Annotated in this window: 15 protein-coding genes, 1 tRNA gene and 1 riboswitch; of the genes, 10 read left to right on the plus strand and 6 right to left on the minus strand. The window is 68.3% G+C overall.

The genetic code is table 11. The annotated features are described in order from the left end of the window. The first annotated feature begins 22 nt into the window (after positions 1-22). Both ABIE45_RS10715 and ABIE45_RS10720 read left to right on the plus strand, forming a co-directional pair. A complete protein-coding gene (locus ABIE45_RS10715) occupies positions 23-1,159 on the plus strand; it encodes a helix-turn-helix transcriptional regulator (RefSeq protein ID WP_192706703.1) in 1,137 nt (378 codons plus the stop codon). Positions 1,160-1,218: 59 nt separating this feature from the next. Then, positions 1,219-2,496: a cytochrome P450 gene (locus ABIE45_RS10720; protein WP_192706704.1), complete on the plus strand. Its 1,278-nt coding sequence runs from the start codon at positions 1,219-1,221 to the stop codon at positions 2,494-2,496. A gap of 76 nt (positions 2,497-2,572) precedes the next feature. Here the strand turns inward: ABIE45_RS10720 and ABIE45_RS10725 are convergent. Further along, positions 2,573-2,647: transfer RNA gene (locus ABIE45_RS10725), tRNA-Gly, on the minus strand. 232 nt (positions 2,648-2,879) lie between these two features. On the opposite strand from ABIE45_RS10725, the gene ABIE45_RS10730 reads away from it, so the two are divergent. Beyond that, positions 2,880-4,649: an N-acetylglutaminylglutamine amidotransferase gene (locus tag ABIE45_RS10730; protein WP_192706705.1), complete on the plus strand. Its 1,770-nt coding sequence runs from the start codon at positions 2,880-2,882 to the stop codon at positions 4,647-4,649. A 121-nt stretch (positions 4,650-4,770) separates the two neighbouring features. Next, entirely contained in the window at positions 4,771-5,595 is an 825-nt protein-coding gene (locus ABIE45_RS10735; protein ID WP_192706706.1) for a class II glutamine amidotransferase, read from the plus strand. A 10-nt stretch (positions 5,596-5,605) separates the two neighbouring features. Here ABIE45_RS10735 and ABIE45_RS10740 read toward each other — a convergent pair whose 3' ends face one another. Next, positions 5,606-5,944: a hypothetical protein gene (locus tag ABIE45_RS10740; protein WP_192706707.1), complete on the minus strand. Its 339-nt coding sequence runs from the start codon at positions 5,942-5,944 to the stop codon at positions 5,606-5,608. A gap of 531 nt (positions 5,945-6,475) precedes the next feature. Continuing rightward, positions 6,476-8,362 (minus strand): phosphomethylpyrimidine synthase ThiC, encoded by a 1,887-nt coding sequence (gene thiC / locus ABIE45_RS10745; RefSeq protein ID WP_192706708.1) that lies wholly within the window; start codon positions 8,360-8,362, stop codon positions 6,476-6,478. 70 nt (positions 8,363-8,432) lie between these two features. After that, a riboswitch (TPP riboswitch) is annotated at positions 8,433-8,538 on the minus strand. Between the two features lie 112 nt (positions 8,539-8,650). Between thiC and ABIE45_RS10750 the strand changes: the two genes are divergently transcribed. The 3 genes from ABIE45_RS10750 (at position 8,651) to ABIE45_RS10760 (ending at position 11,058) form a co-directional block, all read left to right on the plus strand. Then, positions 8,651-9,481, plus strand: coding sequence for an alpha/beta hydrolase (locus tag ABIE45_RS10750; protein WP_192706709.1), 831 nt, complete (start codon positions 8,651-8,653; stop codon positions 9,479-9,481). A 24-nt stretch (positions 9,482-9,505) separates the two neighbouring features. After that, positions 9,506-9,880: a restriction endonuclease gene (locus tag ABIE45_RS10755; RefSeq protein WP_192706710.1), complete on the plus strand. Its 375-nt coding sequence runs from the start codon at positions 9,506-9,508 to the stop codon at positions 9,878-9,880. Positions 9,881-9,987: 107 nt separating this feature from the next. Beyond that, the gene (locus tag ABIE45_RS10760) at positions 9,988-11,058 is read left to right on the plus strand and encodes an acyltransferase family protein (protein ID WP_192706711.1); all 1,071 of its coding nucleotides are present in this window, start codon (positions 9,988-9,990) and stop codon (positions 11,056-11,058) included. Positions 11,059-11,067: 9 nt separating this feature from the next. Here ABIE45_RS10760 and ABIE45_RS10765 read toward each other — a convergent pair whose 3' ends face one another. Then, positions 11,068-11,277, minus strand: a complete 210-nt coding sequence (locus ABIE45_RS10765) for a pilus assembly protein PilZ (protein ID WP_373622290.1) — start codon at positions 11,275-11,277, stop codon at positions 11,068-11,070. A gap of 157 nt (positions 11,278-11,434) precedes the next feature. Next, a complete protein-coding gene (locus ABIE45_RS10770) occupies positions 11,435-11,836 on the minus strand; it encodes a hypothetical protein (RefSeq protein WP_373622292.1) in 402 nt (133 codons plus the stop codon). A 210-nt stretch (positions 11,837-12,046) separates the two neighbouring features. Between ABIE45_RS10770 and ABIE45_RS10775 the strand changes: the two genes are divergently transcribed. From ABIE45_RS10775 to ABIE45_RS10785, 3 genes are all read left to right on the plus strand, one after another. Continuing rightward, entirely contained in the window at positions 12,047-12,433 is a 387-nt protein-coding gene (locus tag ABIE45_RS10775) for an ATP-dependent helicase (protein WP_192706714.1), read from the plus strand. Between the two features lie 140 nt (positions 12,434-12,573). Continuing rightward, a complete protein-coding gene (locus ABIE45_RS10780) occupies positions 12,574-14,748 on the plus strand; it encodes a transglycosylase domain-containing protein (RefSeq protein ID WP_192706715.1) in 2,175 nt (724 codons plus the stop codon). 276 nt (positions 14,749-15,024) lie between these two features. After that, a complete protein-coding gene (locus ABIE45_RS10785) occupies positions 15,025-16,575 on the plus strand; it encodes a sensor domain-containing diguanylate cyclase (RefSeq protein ID WP_192706716.1) in 1,551 nt (516 codons plus the stop codon). A 13-nt stretch (positions 16,576-16,588) separates the two neighbouring features. Here the strand turns inward: ABIE45_RS10785 and ABIE45_RS10790 are convergent, their stop codons facing one another. Then, positions 16,589-17,428 carry an aldo/keto reductase gene (locus tag ABIE45_RS10790; protein ID WP_192706717.1) on the minus strand — a complete coding sequence of 280 codons (840 nt, stop codon included), beginning with the start codon at positions 17,426-17,428 and terminating at the stop codon, positions 16,589-16,591. Between the last annotated feature and the right edge of the window lie 145 nt (positions 17,429-17,573).

The following is a 17,573-nucleotide window of genomic DNA, read 5'->3' on the forward strand; positions in this document are numbered from 1 at the left end:
CTGCCAACTTTGGAGCCCCACGATGCAGGACGTTGAGGCCTACTCGCACTTGGTCGGATCCATCTACGACCGTGTCGGCCAGCCTGAGGAATGGTCGGCTCTCCTGGGAGATCTCACGAACTTCGTCGGCGGGCGCGTCGGCCAACTCGCGGTGTTCAGTCTCGACGGGAGCCGCAAGCCGATGTGGGCGGTGTCGGGTTTCGACCGCACGCAGTACCGCACGTTCCTCTACCGGCACGCCACGGAGGATCCCCGGCTGCCCTACATCCTGTCGAACCAGGGCAAGGTCATCCGGGCGGAGGAGGGTGTCGACCCGGTCCAGTTCCGCGAGACGGCTCTCTTCAAGGAGGTCGTGCGGCCTTTCGGTATCGAGCACAGCCTCGTGAGCTACTTCGCCAAGGAGGCCGACGTCATGGCGACGCTCGCCGCCATGCGCGACGAGGAGGCGGGGCCTTTCCGATCCGTTGAGGCGCGGCGCCTGGCGATGCTGGTGCCGCACCTGCGCCGGGCCTTCGAGTTCTATGCCCTGATGCGCCAGGCCTCCGAGCGCTCCTCAGATCTCGCCGCCGCGCTCGACCTCCTCGACGCTGCCGTGATCCTGACCGATTCGCGCCTGCGGGTCGCGCACGCCAACCGCGCCGCCGAGGAGCTCGCGAAGTCACGCACCGGCCTGTCCCTCGACAGGGGCAGCCTCGCGCTCAGGGACGGCCAGTGCTCCCGGCGGATCGCGCAAGCGGCCAGCGAGGCCCTCGCGGCGGCGACCGGCCACGTGAAGATCACACAGGCCGAGCACATCGCGATCACCTGTGCCGAGAGCGGCACCCCGTTTCGCGTGTCGCTGCATCCGCTGTCGAAGCGGCCGTCCGGAACGGGAACGCGGGTCAAGGCCGAGCTGGCCGTCGTGATCCGCAGCGGCGGCAACAAGAGCCAGGATGGCGCGGTCCGTCTTCAGAGCCTGTTTGGCCTGACGTCTGCCGAGGCGATCCTCGCCCACGCGGTCGCATCGGGGCGCTCGCTCGACGCCCATGCCCGGGAGCGCGGCATCGCGATCTCGACGGTGCGCACGCAGCTGCGCGCCCTCTTCGCGAAAACCGAAACGCACCGGCAGGGCGAGCTCGTCGCGCGCCTGCGCGAAGGCCTGGACATCTCGCTCAACTGACGGCCCGCGCCGCAGCGCGTGGCCGTCCGGGCCGGATCGCAACAGATTGGAAGAGGTCCATGCGCCCAGCCGACCGTGATGCCCCCTGTCTCGACAGCCTCGAAGCCCTGCCCGTCGCCGAGCGCTGGCCGCTCGCCCGGGATTGGATCCGACGCGCACCGCGGCCGTTCTTCGCGCAGTTGCGTCAGCGGCGGCCGGTGCTGGACTGTGGCGCGGTCGTCCTTGCCGCCCGCCGCGCCGAGATTGCGGAGATCCTGTCCCTGCCGACAATCTTCTCGGTGGCGCTCTACAAGCCCAAGATGGGTCAGTTCATGCTGGCCCTCGACGGCACAGACGTGAATTATCGAGACAAGGCGGTGATGCGCGCCATGCTGTCGTGGGAGGATCTTCCGGCTATCCGTGAGCAGTCCGGCGCGATCACCGATGCCGCCCTCGACGCGGGAGGCGGGTCGCTCGACGTGGTCGCCTCGATCTCGCGCCTGGTCCCGTTGCGGATCGTGCAGAGCTATTTCGGCTTACCGGCCCCGGACGACGACCTGCTGCGCTGGTCCTACGTGAACCAGCTGGACCAGTTCAACAATCTTCCCTTCGACGATCGGTCCGATGCCGAGGCCGTCCAGGGCGCCGCGCAACGGGCCCGCGAGGAGATGCGCGCCGCTTTCGCGTCACTGATCCCGGCAAGACTCGCCGCCCTCAAGGCGGGCACTCCCGTACCCGACGATATCCTCACCCGGCTCCTCCGGCTGAATCTTCCGGCGGCGAGCGGTTTCGGCATGGACCGGGTGGTCATCAATGTGGGCGGCCTTCTCATCGGCGCGATCGAGACGACCGCGGAGGCGGTGGTGAACGCCCTCGCGGAGATCCTCCGGCGCCCCGACATTCACGCGGCCGCGCGCGCGGCTGCCGACAGTCCCGCCACCTTCGATGGCTATGTGTGGGAAGCCCTGCGCTTCGCGCCGATCGTCGCCTTCATGTTCCGTCAGGCCGAGGCCGATCACGTGCTCGGGCGCGACAGCGCATGCGAGACCCGCATCCGGAAGGGCCAAGTCGTGCTGCCTTTGAGCCTGTCGGCGATGTTCGACCCGGATTGGGTGTCCGATCCCGAGCGGTTCGATTCGGCCCGGCCCGATCATGCGTTCCTGCATTTCGGTTTCGGGCATCACGAATGCCTGGGCCGCTACGTGGCGGGAGCGATGATTCCGGAAATCATCCGCCGAATCGTTCTTCGGGATGGCCTGCAGGCGGACGGCGCGGTCGAGGACGGCGGCACGCCGTTCCCGACAGCCTACAAGATCACCTACGCGCAGAAGCCGGCAGGCGCTCCCAAAGCCGCTTGAACCGAGCGGTACGGAGTCCCCCGGCGTTCGCAGCCGACGGCACCAAACGGGCTGTAATCCTACCGGAAAGGTGTGCTGGAGCGGGCGATCGGGATCGAACCGACGACATTCAGCTTGGGAAGCTGACGTTCTACCACTGAACTACGCCCGCCCACATGGACGTCACGGATCATCAGGGCGGAACCGACGGTCCGCGCGCGACCCCTGCGCTCATGCACGGCCATGGTCTAGCAGCCGGACGGCGACGGCGTCAAACGCTTGACCCTGCCTCCGGCCACCCATGCGGGTGTTCGATCCCGCGTCGTTCAAGGAACGTCGCGCCGCGCCGGCCGTTTCGCTCCGTTGGAGCGGTCACGCCGCCGGAACGAGGGCCCACAGCGAAGATGTGCGGGATCTGCGGTGAGATCAGCTTCGATGGACCGGCCGATCCCGCTGCCGTCCAGGCCATGGTGGGCTGCCTGCGCGCGCGCGGCCCGGATGGCGAGGGCCTGTTCGGCTCCGGCCGCGTCGTCTTCGGCCACCGCCGGCTGAAGATCATCGACCTGTCCGAGGCCGGTCAGCAGCCGATGGTCGATCCGGGCCTCGGACTGGCGATCGTCTTCAACGGCTGCATCTACAATTTTCGCGCGCTGCGCGCCGAGCTGGAGGCGAAAGGCTACGTTTTCTTCTCGACGAGCGACACCGAGGTCGTGCTCAAGGCCTATCACGCCTGGGGACCAACCTGCGTCGAGCGGTTCTACGGCATGTTCGCCTTCGCCGTCCTGGAGCGCGACTCCGGACGCGTCGTGCTCGCGCGTGATCGGCTCGGGGTCAAACCCCTATATTACAGCGCGGTGACGGGTCGCTTCCGCTTCGCCTCGTCACTCCCGGCCCTGCTCGCGGCCGGCGACGTCGATACGGCGATCGATCCGGCGGCGCTCCACCATTACATGAGCTGGCACGCGGGCGTGCCGGCGCCGCTGACCATCCTCAAGGGCGTCCGCAAGCTCGCGCCGGCGACGATCCTGACCCTGGAGAAGGACGGCACCCGGCACGAGGAAACCTACTGGACGGTCACGATCGGCCCGCGCGAGGCCGATCGCGGCATGACCGAGGCCGATTGGCGCGACGCCGTCCTCGAGACCCTCGGCGCCGCGGTGGAGCGTCGGCAGGTCGCCGACGTGCCCACCGGCGTCCTCCTGTCGGGCGGGCTCGACAGCTCGCTCCTCGTCGCGCTCCTGGCCCGCAACGGCCAGACCGGGCTGAAAACCTTCTCGGTCGGGTTCGACGCCGTGAACGGCGTCGAGGGTGATGAGTTTAAGTACTCGGACATCATCGCCCGCACCTTCGAGACCGACCACACCAAGCTCGCCGTGGACGGTTCGCGCACTCTGGAGGCGCTGCCCGCGGCGATCGCCGCCATGGCCGAGCCGCAGATGAGCCACGACGCGGTTGCGTTCCTGCTGCTGTCGCAGGAGGTCGCCAAACACGTCACGGTGATCCAGAGCGGCCAGGGTGCCGACGAGGTGTTCGGCGGCTACCATTGGTATCCGAAGCTGATGGGCTCGACGGATCCGGTCTCGGATTATGCCAGGGCGTATTTCGATCGCGACCATGACGAGATGCGCGAGGCGCTGGCGCCGGACCTGCTGAACGGCGACTACAGCACCGCGTATCTCGAAGCGTTCTTCGCGGACTCAAAAAGCGCCAGCGCCATCGACAAGACGCTGCAGCTCGATCAGCAGATCATGATGGTCGATGACCCGGTGAAGCGGGTCGACAACATGACCATGGCCTGCGGTCTCGAAGCGCGCGTCCCGTTCCTGGACCACGACCTCGTCGAGCTGGCGGCGCGCATCCCGGCAGAGCTGAAGGTCCGCGACGGCGGCAAGTACATCCTCAAGGAGGCCGCCCGCGCGGTCGTTCCCGCCGAAGTCATCGATCGGAAGAAGGGCTACTTCCCGGTTCCCGCACTGAAGCACATCCGCGGCCCCTTCCTGGACTTCGTCCGCGACGTTCTGGACAGGCCGGAGGCGCGGGCACGCGGCATCTTCAACCGCGCCTACGTCGACCACCTGCTCGCCGATCCGGACGGCACGCTGACACCCAAAGGCAATTCCAAGCTCTGGCAGGTCGCCCTTCTGGAGAGCTGGCTGCAGACCCACGGCGTCTGAGGCTGACCGTCGCGGCACGGTTCTCGCGAATGATTGTGATCGACGCGGCGCTCAAGGTGCCGCGCTTTGTCCACGATCGTCCCGGATCAGCTTCGCGACACGCACCCGGAGGACCCCGTCGATGTGCCGCTGGATCGCCTATGCGGGACGCACCATCCCGCTGGAGCATTACGTCACCGAGCCGTCCCACAGCTTGGTCTCGCAAAGCATCCAGGCGCTGGAATCGACCGCGGCGACCAACGGCGACGGCTTCGGGCTTGGCTGGTACGGAGATCATCCCGAGCCGGGTCGCTATCGCGAGGTGCAGCCCGCCTGGTCTGACGACAACCTGCGCTACCTGTGCCGTCACCTGCACTCGCACCTGTTCTTCGCGCATGTGCGGGCGGCGACCGGCACGCCGATCACCCGACCGAACTGCCATCCCTTCGCGTGCGGGCCGTGGCTGTTCATGCACAACGGCTATATCGGCGACTGGAGCCGCCTGCGGCGGCCGGTCGAGGCGATGATCCCCGACGAGCTCTACCCGTCCCGTGCCGGCACGACGGATTCCGAGGCGATCTTCCTCGGCCTGCTCGGCTGCGGCCTGATGGGGTCCGGACCGCGCCGCGATCCCGTGGAGGCCACGACGCGCGCACTCGTGCACCTCACCGAGTTGGTGGGCGAACATCCGTTCCGGTTCACGGCCGCTCTCGCGGACGGACGCGATCTCTACGCGTTCCGTTACGCAGCCAACGACAAGGCCAACTCCCTCTACTACCGCGCGTCCGACGGCGGCGTCGTCGTCGCGTCCGAGCCGCTCGATCGCGACCACGGCACGTGGACGTCCGTCTCGGAGAACAGCGTCCTGATCGCTCGGCGCAATCAGCCCGTGGAGATCCTTCCGCTGGCGTCGTTCGGCCTGCGGAACACCGCCTCGGACGACCGCCTCCGCCGCCTTCGGGCCTGACCCGGCAGCCTCAGGCCACGCGCGACAGGCTGCCGGGCTGGGAGTTGCGCGTCCCGTGCGCGGAATCGTAGGCGCGATTGCGCAGAGCGGTCTCGCTCGGGAGCTGATCGATCACGGTGCCGGACGTGGGGTCGAGCACCTGGAAGACGATCGTGCTGGTGTCCGGGTCCTGAATGTAGCGCGCTTTGCCGCCATTGGTGCCGATATCAAGCTTCACCGCGGGTTCGAGCGGCGCGGCATTGGTCTCGGGTTCCGGCGCCTTCTGGGTCACTGCGGCGGCAGCCGTGGCTCCGAGGGCGTCGAGGCCCTGCGGCCCCGATGGCGTGGTCGTTAACGGGCGGATCTCCATAACCAGTCTCCTGCGATCCTGTGATAGGAGGATTGAACCGGCGACCTGCCTAATCATCGGTTAAGGGCGGCTGTCAGTCCACGGGACGGCTGTGGGCGTTCGGAGATGCGATGAACATCTCGTTACCGCCACGCGATAAATCCGAGCTGCATTCGTTTCAAAGTCGTCGCGCTGCACGGGCAGTCGCAGCGCTACGTCCGGTGCAACTTCCAGGACCGGGATGCGTGGATGCTCTGCGAAGCCGCGTCGGCCGCCGCCGGGCCGCGCCGGATGGGAATGGCCTGCGGCTGAGCGCGGCCGCCCTGGAGTCGCTCCGCTTCGTTCAGGATGGTCCGGGGACGATTGCGCCCGGATCATGGAGCTGGGGCTCAACCGAACGTCCGCACCGCCGCGGATCTGATGCTCGCGGCGCTGCACGATGCCCAAGGTTCTTGCCCGGGTGCCGTCTTCAATATTGAGGCCCCGTACGGCGGCACGCCGGGTCGGGCTGCGGCACGCCCGAATCCTGAACGGACCGGGCGTGCCGCCGTCTCACTCGGCGGCGTCGACGTAGAGCTTGCCGCCCTCGGCCAGGAATTCCTGCGACTTCGCCCGCATGCCGGCCTCGGCCTCGGCCTTCGACATCGCGGGCGACGCGCCCACGACCTCGCCGGCCTCCTCCATCGCCAGCACCTCGGCACGCAAATCCTGCGTGATCTTCATCGAGCAGAATTTCGGCCCGCACATCGAGCAGAAATGCGCGACCTTGTGGGCGTCCTTCGGCAAGGTCTCGTCGTGGTAGCGCCGGGCCGTATCCGGATCGAGGCCCAGGTTGAACTGATCCTCCCAGCGGAAGTCGAACCGGGCGCGGCTGAGCGCGTCGTCGCGCAGCTGCGCGGCCGGGTGACCCTTGGCGAGGTCGGCGGCGTGGGCAGCGATCTTGTAGGTGATAACGCCGGTCTTCACGTCGTCCCGGTCGGGCAGGCCGAGATGCTCCTTCGGGGTGACGTAGCAGAGCATCGCGGTGCCGAACCAGCCAATCATCGCGGCACCGATGCCCGAGGTGATGTGGTCGTAGCCGGGGGCGATGTCGGTGGTCAGCGGGCCGAGGGTGTAGAACGGCGCCTCGCCGCACTCCTTCAGCTGCTTCTCCATGTTGACCTTGATCTTGTGCATCGGCACGTGGCCGGGGCCCTCGATCATCACCTGGCAGCCCTTGTCCCAGGCGACCTTGGTCAGCTCGCCCAGCGTCTCAAGCTCGCCGAACTGCGCGGCGTCGTTGGCGTCGGCGATCGAGCCGGGGCGCAGGCCGTCGCCCAGCGAGAACGACACGTCGTAGGCCCGCATGATGTCGCAGATCTCGTCGAACCGCTCGTAGAGGAACGATTCCCGGTGCCCGGCGAGGCACCAGCGCGCCATGATCGAGCCGCCGCGCGAGACGATGCCGGTGACGCGCCGGGCGGTCAGCGGCACGTGGGCGAGCCGCACGCCGGCATGGATGGTGAAGTAGTCGATGCCCTGCTCTGCCTGCTCAATGAGCGTGTCCTTGAACACCTCCCAGTCGAGCTTGAGCGGGTCGCCGCCGACCTTCTCCAGTGCCTGGTAGATCGGGACCGTGCCGATCGGGACCGGGCTGTTGCGGATGATCCACGAGCGGATGTTGTGGATGTTGCGGCCGGTGGACAGGTCCATGACCGTGTCGGCGCCCCAGCGGATCGACCAGACGAGCTTCTCGACCTCGTCGGCGGCCGAGGAGGTCACCGCCGAGTTGCCGATATTGGCGTTGATCTTGACCAAGAAGTTCCGGCCGATCGCCATCGGCTCCAACTCGGTGTGGTTGATGTTGGCCGGGATGATCGCCCGGCCGCGGGCGATCTCGTCGCGCACGAATTCCGGAGTGATGAAGGGCGGGACCGACGCCCCGAAGCTCTGGCCGTCGGCGAGCGCGGCCTCCGCGCCCTCGAGCATCTTCTCGCGGCAGACATTCTCGCGATGGGCGACGTAGATCATCTCCTCGGTGATGATCCCCGCGCGGGCGAATTCGTACTGCGTCACCATCTGGCCCGGCGCGGCCTTGCGGATGATCCGTTCGGCGGGGCAGGCGGCCACGAGCTTGTCGCCCGCGAAGCCGTTATCCTCGGGCTTCACCGCCCGCGGCGCGACCGCCGCGTAGCCGCGACCGGCGATCCAGGGCTCGCGCACGCCCGGCAGGCCGGCGTTGAGGTCGATGCGCGCATCCGTCTCGGTGTAGGGGCCCGACGGGTCGTAGACCCGCACCGGTTCCTCCTTGGGATTGGAGAGGACAATCTCGCGGTAGGGCACGCGGATGTCCGGCCGGCCGGCCGGGCTCGCATAGACCTTGCGCGATCCGGTGACCGGACCGGTGGTCACGGCCTCGGGGCTGCCTTTCACGTCCTTGGGGAGAACGGGTGCGTTCATCGTGGGCCTCTCCTCGTTCTGGAGCGGTCCGGTCCACGCGATGGCTGAGATGAGAGCCGGCCGCGCGCACGCGACCGCAGGTTCCCGTCCCTCCGCCGGTATGAGCCGGATCAGGTTCAAGGGTCAGGGCAGCGTGCCCAATCTCAGCCCCCTGCAGGGCCCCCCTCGGAACGATTCAAGACTCGGGCTCTCGGGCGGCTTTGTCAATGCTGGGTGCAACCCGTAGACAACAGATCCTCCCGGCCCGTCGCGCGCTTCGGCGAATGCCGTGCTCTCCAGCCAGCGGATATGCGTCTCCTGATCGGCTTGGCTCTCGCGGCCATCCTTTTCTACGGCCTGGCCCTGGTCGTGCTCGGCCTCAACCAGAGCCGGCTCCTCTATTCGGGCGCCTATAGGCCACCGTCCGCCGGAGTGCCGGTTCCGGGTGTGGCCGCGATCACCCTCGTCACCGAGGACGGCGAGACGCTGCACGCGCTGTGGAAGCCGCCGCAGCCGGGCTGCGGCGTGGTCGTCAGTTTCCACGGCAACGGCTCGCGGCCGGAGCCGCAGGGTGCCCGCTTCGCCGACGGTCCCTGGCACCGCGGCGGCTGGGGCGTCCTGGCCCCGGCCTATCGCGGCTATCCGGGTTCGACCGGACACCCGAGCGAGGTGGGGCTGATCCGCGACGGGATAGCGGCGGTGGCTGCAGCGGCCGCTCGGGCGCCGGGTGCGCCGATCCTGCTTCACGGCCATTCCCTGGGCGCCGCCGTCGCGGTCGCGGTCGGTGCGCGCACAGCGCCGCTCGGCTTGTATCTGGAGGCGCCGTTCGACTCGATGACCCATGCCGTGCGGCTGCATGTCCCGCTGGCCCCGACCTGGCTCCTGCGCGACACCTATCGTTCGGACCTGCGCATCCGCACCGGGACGGCGCCTGTGCTGATCGTTCAGGGCCGCGACGATCCTGTGGTGCCGGCCAAGCTTGCGGTCGCCCTGGCGGCAGCGGCCGGGCCGCGAGCCCGGATCGAGCTCGTTCCGGGCGACCACGTCTCCATCCTGGGCGTCGGCGATCGCGAGGCCGAGGCGCTGTTCCGGAGCCGCCTCGCGCGGGGCTGCGCGCCGGCGGCGCAATCGGAGCGGTAACGGGTCGAACGAGGGAGGATGTGCGTGGTCGGACGGCGCTCACGGCGCTGGAGCGCCGATGACCCCGATGCGCCGGGGACGGCCGCGCGCGCGCATCCGGTCTGCCCGCTCTGTGAGCGGTCGATCCCGCCCGGCGCTCGTTCCAGCCTTCACCACCTGACCCCGAAGCTGAAAGGCGGGACGCACCGGGGCACGGTCCGGCTTCACCAGATCTGCCACTCGGCCATCCATGCCCGCTACAGCGAAGCCGAGATCGCCAAGCGCCTCGCCGATGTGGAGGCTCTCAGGGCCGATCCGGAGATCGCCCGGTTCCTAACCTGGGTCCGCGGCAAGCCCGACGATTTCCACGCCGCAACCCGCACAACCCGTGACCGGCGCGCAGCACGGCGCAAGCACTGACGGGCGGCATTTACCGCGCGTTCGCCACGTCGACAGCGCGCGCCGGCGCAGAGCCTTGTCGTCAACCGTTCCGGGTCCAGGATCGCCTCGACTGCAAGGACGGGACGATGGCCGGAACCGGAGATGCGCGCGATCGGCTCGCCTGGGTCGATGTCGCCAAAGGCATATGCATCCTCCTCGTGGTCATGATGCATGCAGTGACCGGCACCGGCGACGCCATGGGCGGCGAAGGTTTTCTGCATCCGGTCGTGGCCTTCGCGAAGCCGTTTCGGATTCCGGACTTCTTCCTCCTGTCCGGCCTGTTCATGGGCCGGGTGATCGACCGTGACTGGCGCCTGTTCTCCGACCGCCGCGTCGTTCACTTCGCCTATTTCTACCTGCTGTGGCTCGTGATCCAGTCGGCCGCGCGGTACGGGAAGATCGTGGGCGACGGCGGGCCGACGGCCTTCGCGGCGCATCTCGCCCATTCACTGATCGAACCCTATTCAAGCCTGTGGTTCATCTATCTGCTGGCGGTGTTCTCGGTCGTAACCAAGGCGCTCCGTCAGGTTCCCGCGGGTCTGCTGCTGACGGGTGCTGCCCTGCTGCAGATCGCCGACATCCGCACCGACTCGACGCTCATCGACGAGTTCTGCGCCCGGTATGTCTACTTCCTCGCCGGGTATCTGTTTGCGGGTCGGATCTTCGCGCTGGCCGATACCGCGCGCCGCCGGATCGGTCTCGCCCTGTGCGGCCTCGCCGTTTGGGCTGGCCTGGAAGGGTGGCTGGCACTGAGCCCATGGAGCAACCCGGATCACCCGACCTTGGCCAGCCTGCCGCTCGTGAGTCTTGCGCTGGGCGCGGCAGGGGCGCTGGCGATCGTCGTGACCGCTGCGCTGATCGTCCGGTTGGGAGGTCCGGTCGCCGAGGCGATCAGGACCTGCGGCCAGCGCTCGATCGTGATCTATCTCGCCTTCTCGCTGCCGATGGCCGCGACGCGGGAGCTTCTCGTGCGCAGCGGTTGGATCGCCGATATCGGCGCGGCGAGCCTGATCGTCATCGCGATGGCGGTGCTGATGCCCTTGATCCTCGAGCGGCTCGTGCGCGGCACGCCATTCGATTTTCTGTTCGTGCGACCCCGGCGCTTTCGCCTCGCCACGGCCAGCGGCCGATCCGTGCCCGCTCTGCAACCGGGCTGAGGCGCGGGCTCAGCCTTCGACAGGCGCGAAGGTCAGGCCGATCCGGCGGCCTCGCCGCCATGCCACGGCGACCGGCCGCGGGTCACCACCTTCGGTCAGGCGCAACAGGAACTTGGCCGGAACGACGTGGTCGCCCTCGACTTCGATCTGCGCGCCCGTCTCGGTGATGTCCCAGACCAGGCAGCCGACTGCGCCGCGTTCGAGCAGCAGGCTGCCCATCGTGAAGGCGTTCTTCCGGAAAACGCTGCGGCGATTTTCCGTCATGGCCTCCCACCGATCACGTCAGCCCGCGAAGCCGGGCTCCGCGCCGCATCATGTTGCCGACCGGCGGTTAACAGGCCGGGTGCGCGCGAAGGCCGAGTTGCGGTGCCGCAGATCAATCCTCGTCCGGATCGTCCCGGTAGCGGCGCCGCGCAGGTCCGTAATCCTCGTCGTACGGGCGGCGTGCCGGTGGGCGATCGTAGTCGCGACCGTAGCGATAGGTGTCGCGGCGCGGCTCGTCGTCCTCGTCGATCCGTCTCCGATCGGTACCGCCGCCCGCGGTGATCCGCGGCGCGTACCAGCAGCTCTTCGCCTGGCCTGGAGCCGGGTCGCCGAAGGTCTGCGTGTTGCACGGAACCATGCCGCCCTGCGGGAACGGGCGACCGTTGGTCCGGCCCGGCACGCCGTAATACACGTTGGTCGGGTAGGGCATCCGGCAGACCCCGCCGTCCTGGGCGCAGCCGATCAGGTTCACGGTGTCGAGCTGGTAGGCCTGCGCCGGCGTGAGGTGCAGCACGGCCGATCCCAGCGATAAGGCTCCGAAGGCCACAACGATCCGATGGCGCACGTCCCTGATTCCCCCCTGGTTCGTGGTCACGCTGCCGAATAATCCGGAAGCCGGCTTCCGGCCAGCGGCGGCGCTCGCTATGCCGTCGCCGGCAGCCACCGACATTCGCATGTTCTGACGACATCGCGCGTTACGAAGGCGGCGCCGCAGGAGGCCTTGATGAGAGATGCGTCCGCGCAGGAGCTTCTGCTGCTCAGCGCGCTGCAGGAATGCCGGATCCAACTCACGGCCGCACGCAACGACGCGCTGGCCAGCGCGGACCTGCGGCACGAACTTGAGGCCGCACTCCAGCGCGAGGAGCACCTCAAGACCGAACTCGTGCAGGAGCGGGAGCGGACGGAGGCCGTCCGCCTGGTCCTTCATGCACTTGCCAAGAGCATCGGATGGCTCGGTCTGCGCCGGCGGCTCTTCCTGTCTCGCATCGCCCGCCTCGGCCGCGAGACGCCGGATTCGGGTCCGCAAGCCGTGCGCCACGACGTGCTTCTTGCCGAGTCCCGGCATGTGCTCGGAGTGACGCCCCCCACCGACCAGGCGCCGGGATCCTGACGCTCTTCCGGGTCGAAGCCTGGAGCGCGTGCGGACCGCATCGATAACGGCCCCTTAAACGGCCGCATTTAGCGTGCGGAAACCGTCACGCGTCGCACGAGACCCGCGCGTCGGTTCGGATCAATGCGAAGACGGGATGCATGGCCAAGGGTCGAGGCAGGATTGAGCCGAACTTCGATGTGCCCGAAGGGCGCGTGAGGGATCGCGGCGAACTCGATCTGCGCCTGTCCCGGGAGGACCGTCCCGGGTCAGGAGAGCGCGTGGCGAAGCGATCGGGCGGCACGGCGCGGCAGCCGGCCAAGACGGGCGGGCGACCGAAGCGTTCGGGTGGCGCCCGGCGTCGCCGCTCGTGGCTCGGCCGGATCGTCTACGGCACCGTCGTGCTCGGCCTCTGGGCCGTGATCGGGCTGGCCGGGCTCATCGCCTACCACGCGTCCCAGCTGCCTCCGATCGACCAGCTCGCGGTGCCCAAGCGCCCGCCCAACATCGCCATCCTGGCGAGCGACGGCTCGCTGCTGGCCAACCGCGGCGAGACGGGCGGCCGCGTGGTCTCGATCAAGGAGCTGCCGCCCTATCTGCCCCGCGCCTTCGTGGCGATCGAGGATCGGCGCTTCTACCAGCATTTCGGTGTCGACCCGGTCGGCATCCTGCGCGCCATCGGCCAGAACCTAACCCGGCGCGGCGTGGCACAGGGCGGATCGACCCTGACGCAACAGCTCGCCAAGAACCTGTTCCTGACCCAGGAGCGCACCGCCTCGCGCAAGATCCAGGAGGCGATCCTCGCCCTGTGGCTGGAGCACAAATACACCAAGGACGAGATCCTCGAGCTGTATCTGAACCGCGTCTATTTCGGCGCCGGCGCCTACGGCGTCGAGGCCGCGGCGCAGCGGTATTTCGGCAAGCCCGCCAAGGAGGTGAGCCTCGCGCAGGCCGCCATGCTCGGCGGCCTCGTGCAGGCACCCTCGCGGCTCGCCCCGAACCGCAACCTGCCCGCCGCCCAGGCGCGCGCCGCCCAGGTGCTCGCCGCCATGCAGGAGCTCGCCTTCGCGTCGCCGCAGGACGTCAAGGTGGCGCTCGCCCAGCCGGCGAAGCCCGCGAACGCCCGCGGCGGCGGCTCGGCCAACTACGTCGCGGACCTCGTGATGGACGTACTCGACGATTACGTCGGCAAGTTCGACACCGACATCACCGTGCAGACCACCGTCGATACGGGCCTCCAGGCCGCTGCCGAACGCGCACTCACCGACGAGCTCAACGCCAAGGGTGCGCGTTTCAACGTGGGCCAGGGCGCCATGGTCTCGATGCGGCCCGACGGCGCGATCCGCGCGCTGATCGGCGGCCGCGACTACGCTCAGAGCCAGTTCAACCGCGCGACCACCGCGAAGCGGCAGCCCGGCTCGTCGTTCAAGCCTTTCGTCTATCTCACCGCGGTGGAGCACGGGGCGACGCCCGACACCGTGCGGGACGACGCCCCGATCCGCATCGGCAACTGGGCGCCGGAGAACTACTCGCACCGCTACGAGGGTCCGGTGACCCTGCGGACGGCGCTGGCGCAATCACTGAACACCGTCGCGGTGCGTCTCGGTCAGGAAGTCGGCCCGAAGGCGGTGGTGCAGACCGCGCAACGGCTCGGGATCACGTCGCCGCTCCAGGCCAATGGGTCGATTGCCCTCGGCACGTCGGAAGTGACGCTGCTGGAGATGGTCGGAGCCTACGGCGCCTTCGCCAACGGCGGCACAGGCGTGATCCCCTACGTGGTCACCAGCGTGAAGGGTCAGGACGGCAAGGTGCTCTACAAGCGTGCCGACAGCGGGCTCGGTCGGGTCATCAGCGCCGATGCCGACGGCATGATGAACGCGATGATGCACGAGACCTTCGTCAGCGGCACCGCCAAGAAGGCTGATATCCCGGGCTGGGACCTCGCCGGCAAGAGCGGCACCACCCAGGATTACCGCGATGCCTGGTTCATCGGCTTCTCGGGGAGCCTCGTGACCGGGGTCTGGCTCGGCAATGACGACGGCGAGCTGACCAAGAAGGTGACCGGCGGGAATCTGCCGGCCGAGGTCTGGAAGACCTACATGACCCAGGCGCTCAAGGGCCAGAATCCGGTTCCGCTGCCCAACATCAACCGCTGGCGCAGGGCGCCGGAGACGACCGCTTCGGTGGCGAGCGCCGCGCCGGGCTCACCGGCCGGCATACTCGGCCAGATCTTCGGCGAGCCGGAGGCGCCGGCGCCGCGTCCGGCCGCGCCGGCACGCCGGGCTCAGAAGGACGACCGCAACTTCATCGAGAAGCTGTTCGGCATCGGTGACTGAGGAGCGGTCGTCCTTGGGTGCCGGGGCCGAAGCGGGTCTCGGAGAGCGATGAGGCGAACGGAGGCATGCGGGATCCGAGGCCCGCGTGCCAAGAAGGCCGAGCGTGCACGCGCGGTGCGTCTGACAGGCCGCGGTTCGACACGCCGGTTCACCGATCGCTAATCTTTTCGGTCATGTCTTTGTCAATCTTCCTGGGCGAGTATTCGCGTCAATTATAAGTTCAGCGACCGCGACCGCGAGCGCGCGTTCGACTGTAGCCGTGGTGACGCGACGGTCATGATCCTGCGATCGGCTGCTATAGCCCTGCGTGCGCATCTCGCTGATCGGGCCACACGCCTGATCGCCGCGGCCGGCGCGAGCCTGCTCGTCTGTCTGACCTTGCTCGGCGCCTATCTGTGTATCGACCTGCGCGACATCGCTTGGCACGGCGCCCGGCGCAACGGCGCCAACCTGCTGGCGGTGATCGAGGAGGGGGTCGGCCACAGCATCCGGACCTACGATCAGTCGCTGCGTGACGCGGCCCGTCTGGCGAGCCGGCCGGATATCGCCGCCCTGGAGCCCGAACTCAGGCGGTTAGCCCTGTTCAATGTCTCGCCTCTGCAGTCGGGCCTGGGTCCGATCGCCGTCACGGACGTCGACGGCCACATCCGAATGACGAGCGACCCGAACCTGTCGCCTCAACTCAATCTGAGCGATCTGCCCGAGTTTGAGACCCTGCGTTCCGATCCGCAGGCGGGTCTGCTTCTGACGGGTCCGACCCGTTCCCGCATGACGGGGCGCCAGATCATCCGCATGAGCCGTCGAATCGAGACGCCGGAAGGTGCCTTCGCCGGTATCGTGACGGGGTCAATCGTCCTGGTGCACTTCCAGCGGCTGTTCGACCGTTTGCGCTTCGACGACGGTCTCATCATCAACATCTTTCACAGAGACGGGACGCTGCTGATGCGGGCGCCGGAACGCCCGGCGGCGCTCGGCCGGAATATCGGAAGCAGCCCCGGCTACCAGATCTATAGGACGCACCAGCAGGGCGAGTTTCTGGGTCGATCGAGTCTCGACGGAGAGGCGCGGCTCTACGCGTTTTCCAACCTCCACGATCTTCCGCTGATCGTGACGGTGGCCACAAGCGTCGAGAGCATCCGCGCGCTCTGGATCTACAAGGCTGCGATCATCGCTGTCCTGATCCTCTGCCTGAACGTCCTGACCTTCAGCCTGACGATCCTGCTGCATCGGGAAGTCGGACGTCGGGCGCTCGCGGAAGCCTCCACGCAGCAGGCCAACGCCGCGCTCGCCGTCCTAGCGCGGACGGATGGCCTGACGGGTCTTCCGAACCGGCGCAGCTACGACGAGCACGTCGCTGCGGAGTGGACGCGTGCGGTCCGATCCGATGCGCCCCTGGCGCTGATGATCGTGGATGCGGACCACTTCAAGCAGTTCAACGACCGGTTCGGCCATCACCGCGGTGACGAAGTCCTGAAAGTGATCGCCGATTGCCTGCGGCGGACGCATCCGATCGATGGGCTCTGCTTCCGGATCGGGGGTGAGGAGTTCGTGGTGCTTCTGCCGGGGCTCGACGCGGCGGCGGCTTATGACGTGGCCGAACGGGTGCGCAGAGCGGTGGTCAACCTGCAGATCGCCCACGCCCCGGAGGTCGGCGGCGTCGCCACCGTCAGCATCGGCGTCGCGAGTGCCGATCCTGGCTCCGGCGCTGCGCCAGACACGCTGTTCATGGCGGCGGATGCGGCGCTGTACGCGGCCAAGAAGGCGGGCCGCAATCGGGTGCGCGCTGCTGCTGCCGAGGAATTGGTCTCGCGCGCGCGGTGTGCCTGAGGCTCGGGGACGGTCAGAGCATCGGCAGCATCCGGGGGCGCGGGCCACGCGGGAAGTGCGAATCGATCATGGCGATCTCGGCCGGCCCAAGATGCAGGTCCGCCGCGCCGGCATTCTCGACCGCCCGGCTGGTACGGCTCGTTTTCGGGATCGTGAACGTCCCGGGGCTCCGCGTCAGGAAGGCGAGGGCCACGGCGTAGGGCGTCGTCCCGTGCGCGCGTGCAATGCCCTCCAGAACCTGCCCGCCGACGCTTGCGGGATCGGGGAACTCGCCGCTGCCGAAGGGCGAGTAGCCGACCATCGCGACACCGTGGGTCTCGCACCAGGGCAGCACCGCGTGCTCGATCGCCCGCTCGTTCAGATGATACAGGACCTGGTTGCAGGCGATCCGGTCCGGGCCTGCGATGGCGAGCGCCCGATCGAGGTCGTCGACATCGAAGTTGCTCAAGCCCCACGAGAGGATCTTCCCCGCCCGGCGCAGATCCTCAAATCCGGCGATCGTCTCCGCGAGCGGGTGCTGCCCCGGCCAATGCAACAGGTAGCTGTCGAGCCGGTCGGTTCCTAGGCGGCGGAGCGAGGCTTCGCAGGCGCGCACGACACCCCGGCGGGTGGCATTGCCGGGCACCACCTTCGAGACAAGAAAGACCTCCTCGCGGCAATCCGCGACCGCCTCGGCGACGATCGCTTCGGCGTCGCCATACATCTCGGCGGTGTCGATATGGGTCATGCCGGCATCGATGCCGGCCCGCAGAGCGCGAACCGCATCCGCGCGATCCGCGCTGTCGATGTGCCACGTGCCCTGGCCGATCACCGAAACCGGGACGCGTGTCGCACCGAAGCTCCTGGCGTACATGGCAGCGCTCCCTTCCCTGCCGCGACCTGATTTACGGGACGCGCCTCATGGCTGACGGGCCCCGCTCGGCGTGCAGTATCCCTGCCGCTCATCGTCCGGCACGCCTTACTCGCGCCATCTTGGGGCGTTGAGCAATGGCTGGGTG

The organism is Methylobacterium sp. OAE515 (assembly GCF_041806315.1).
Lineage (GTDB): Bacteria > Pseudomonadota > Alphaproteobacteria > Rhizobiales > Beijerinckiaceae > Methylobacterium > Methylobacterium tardum.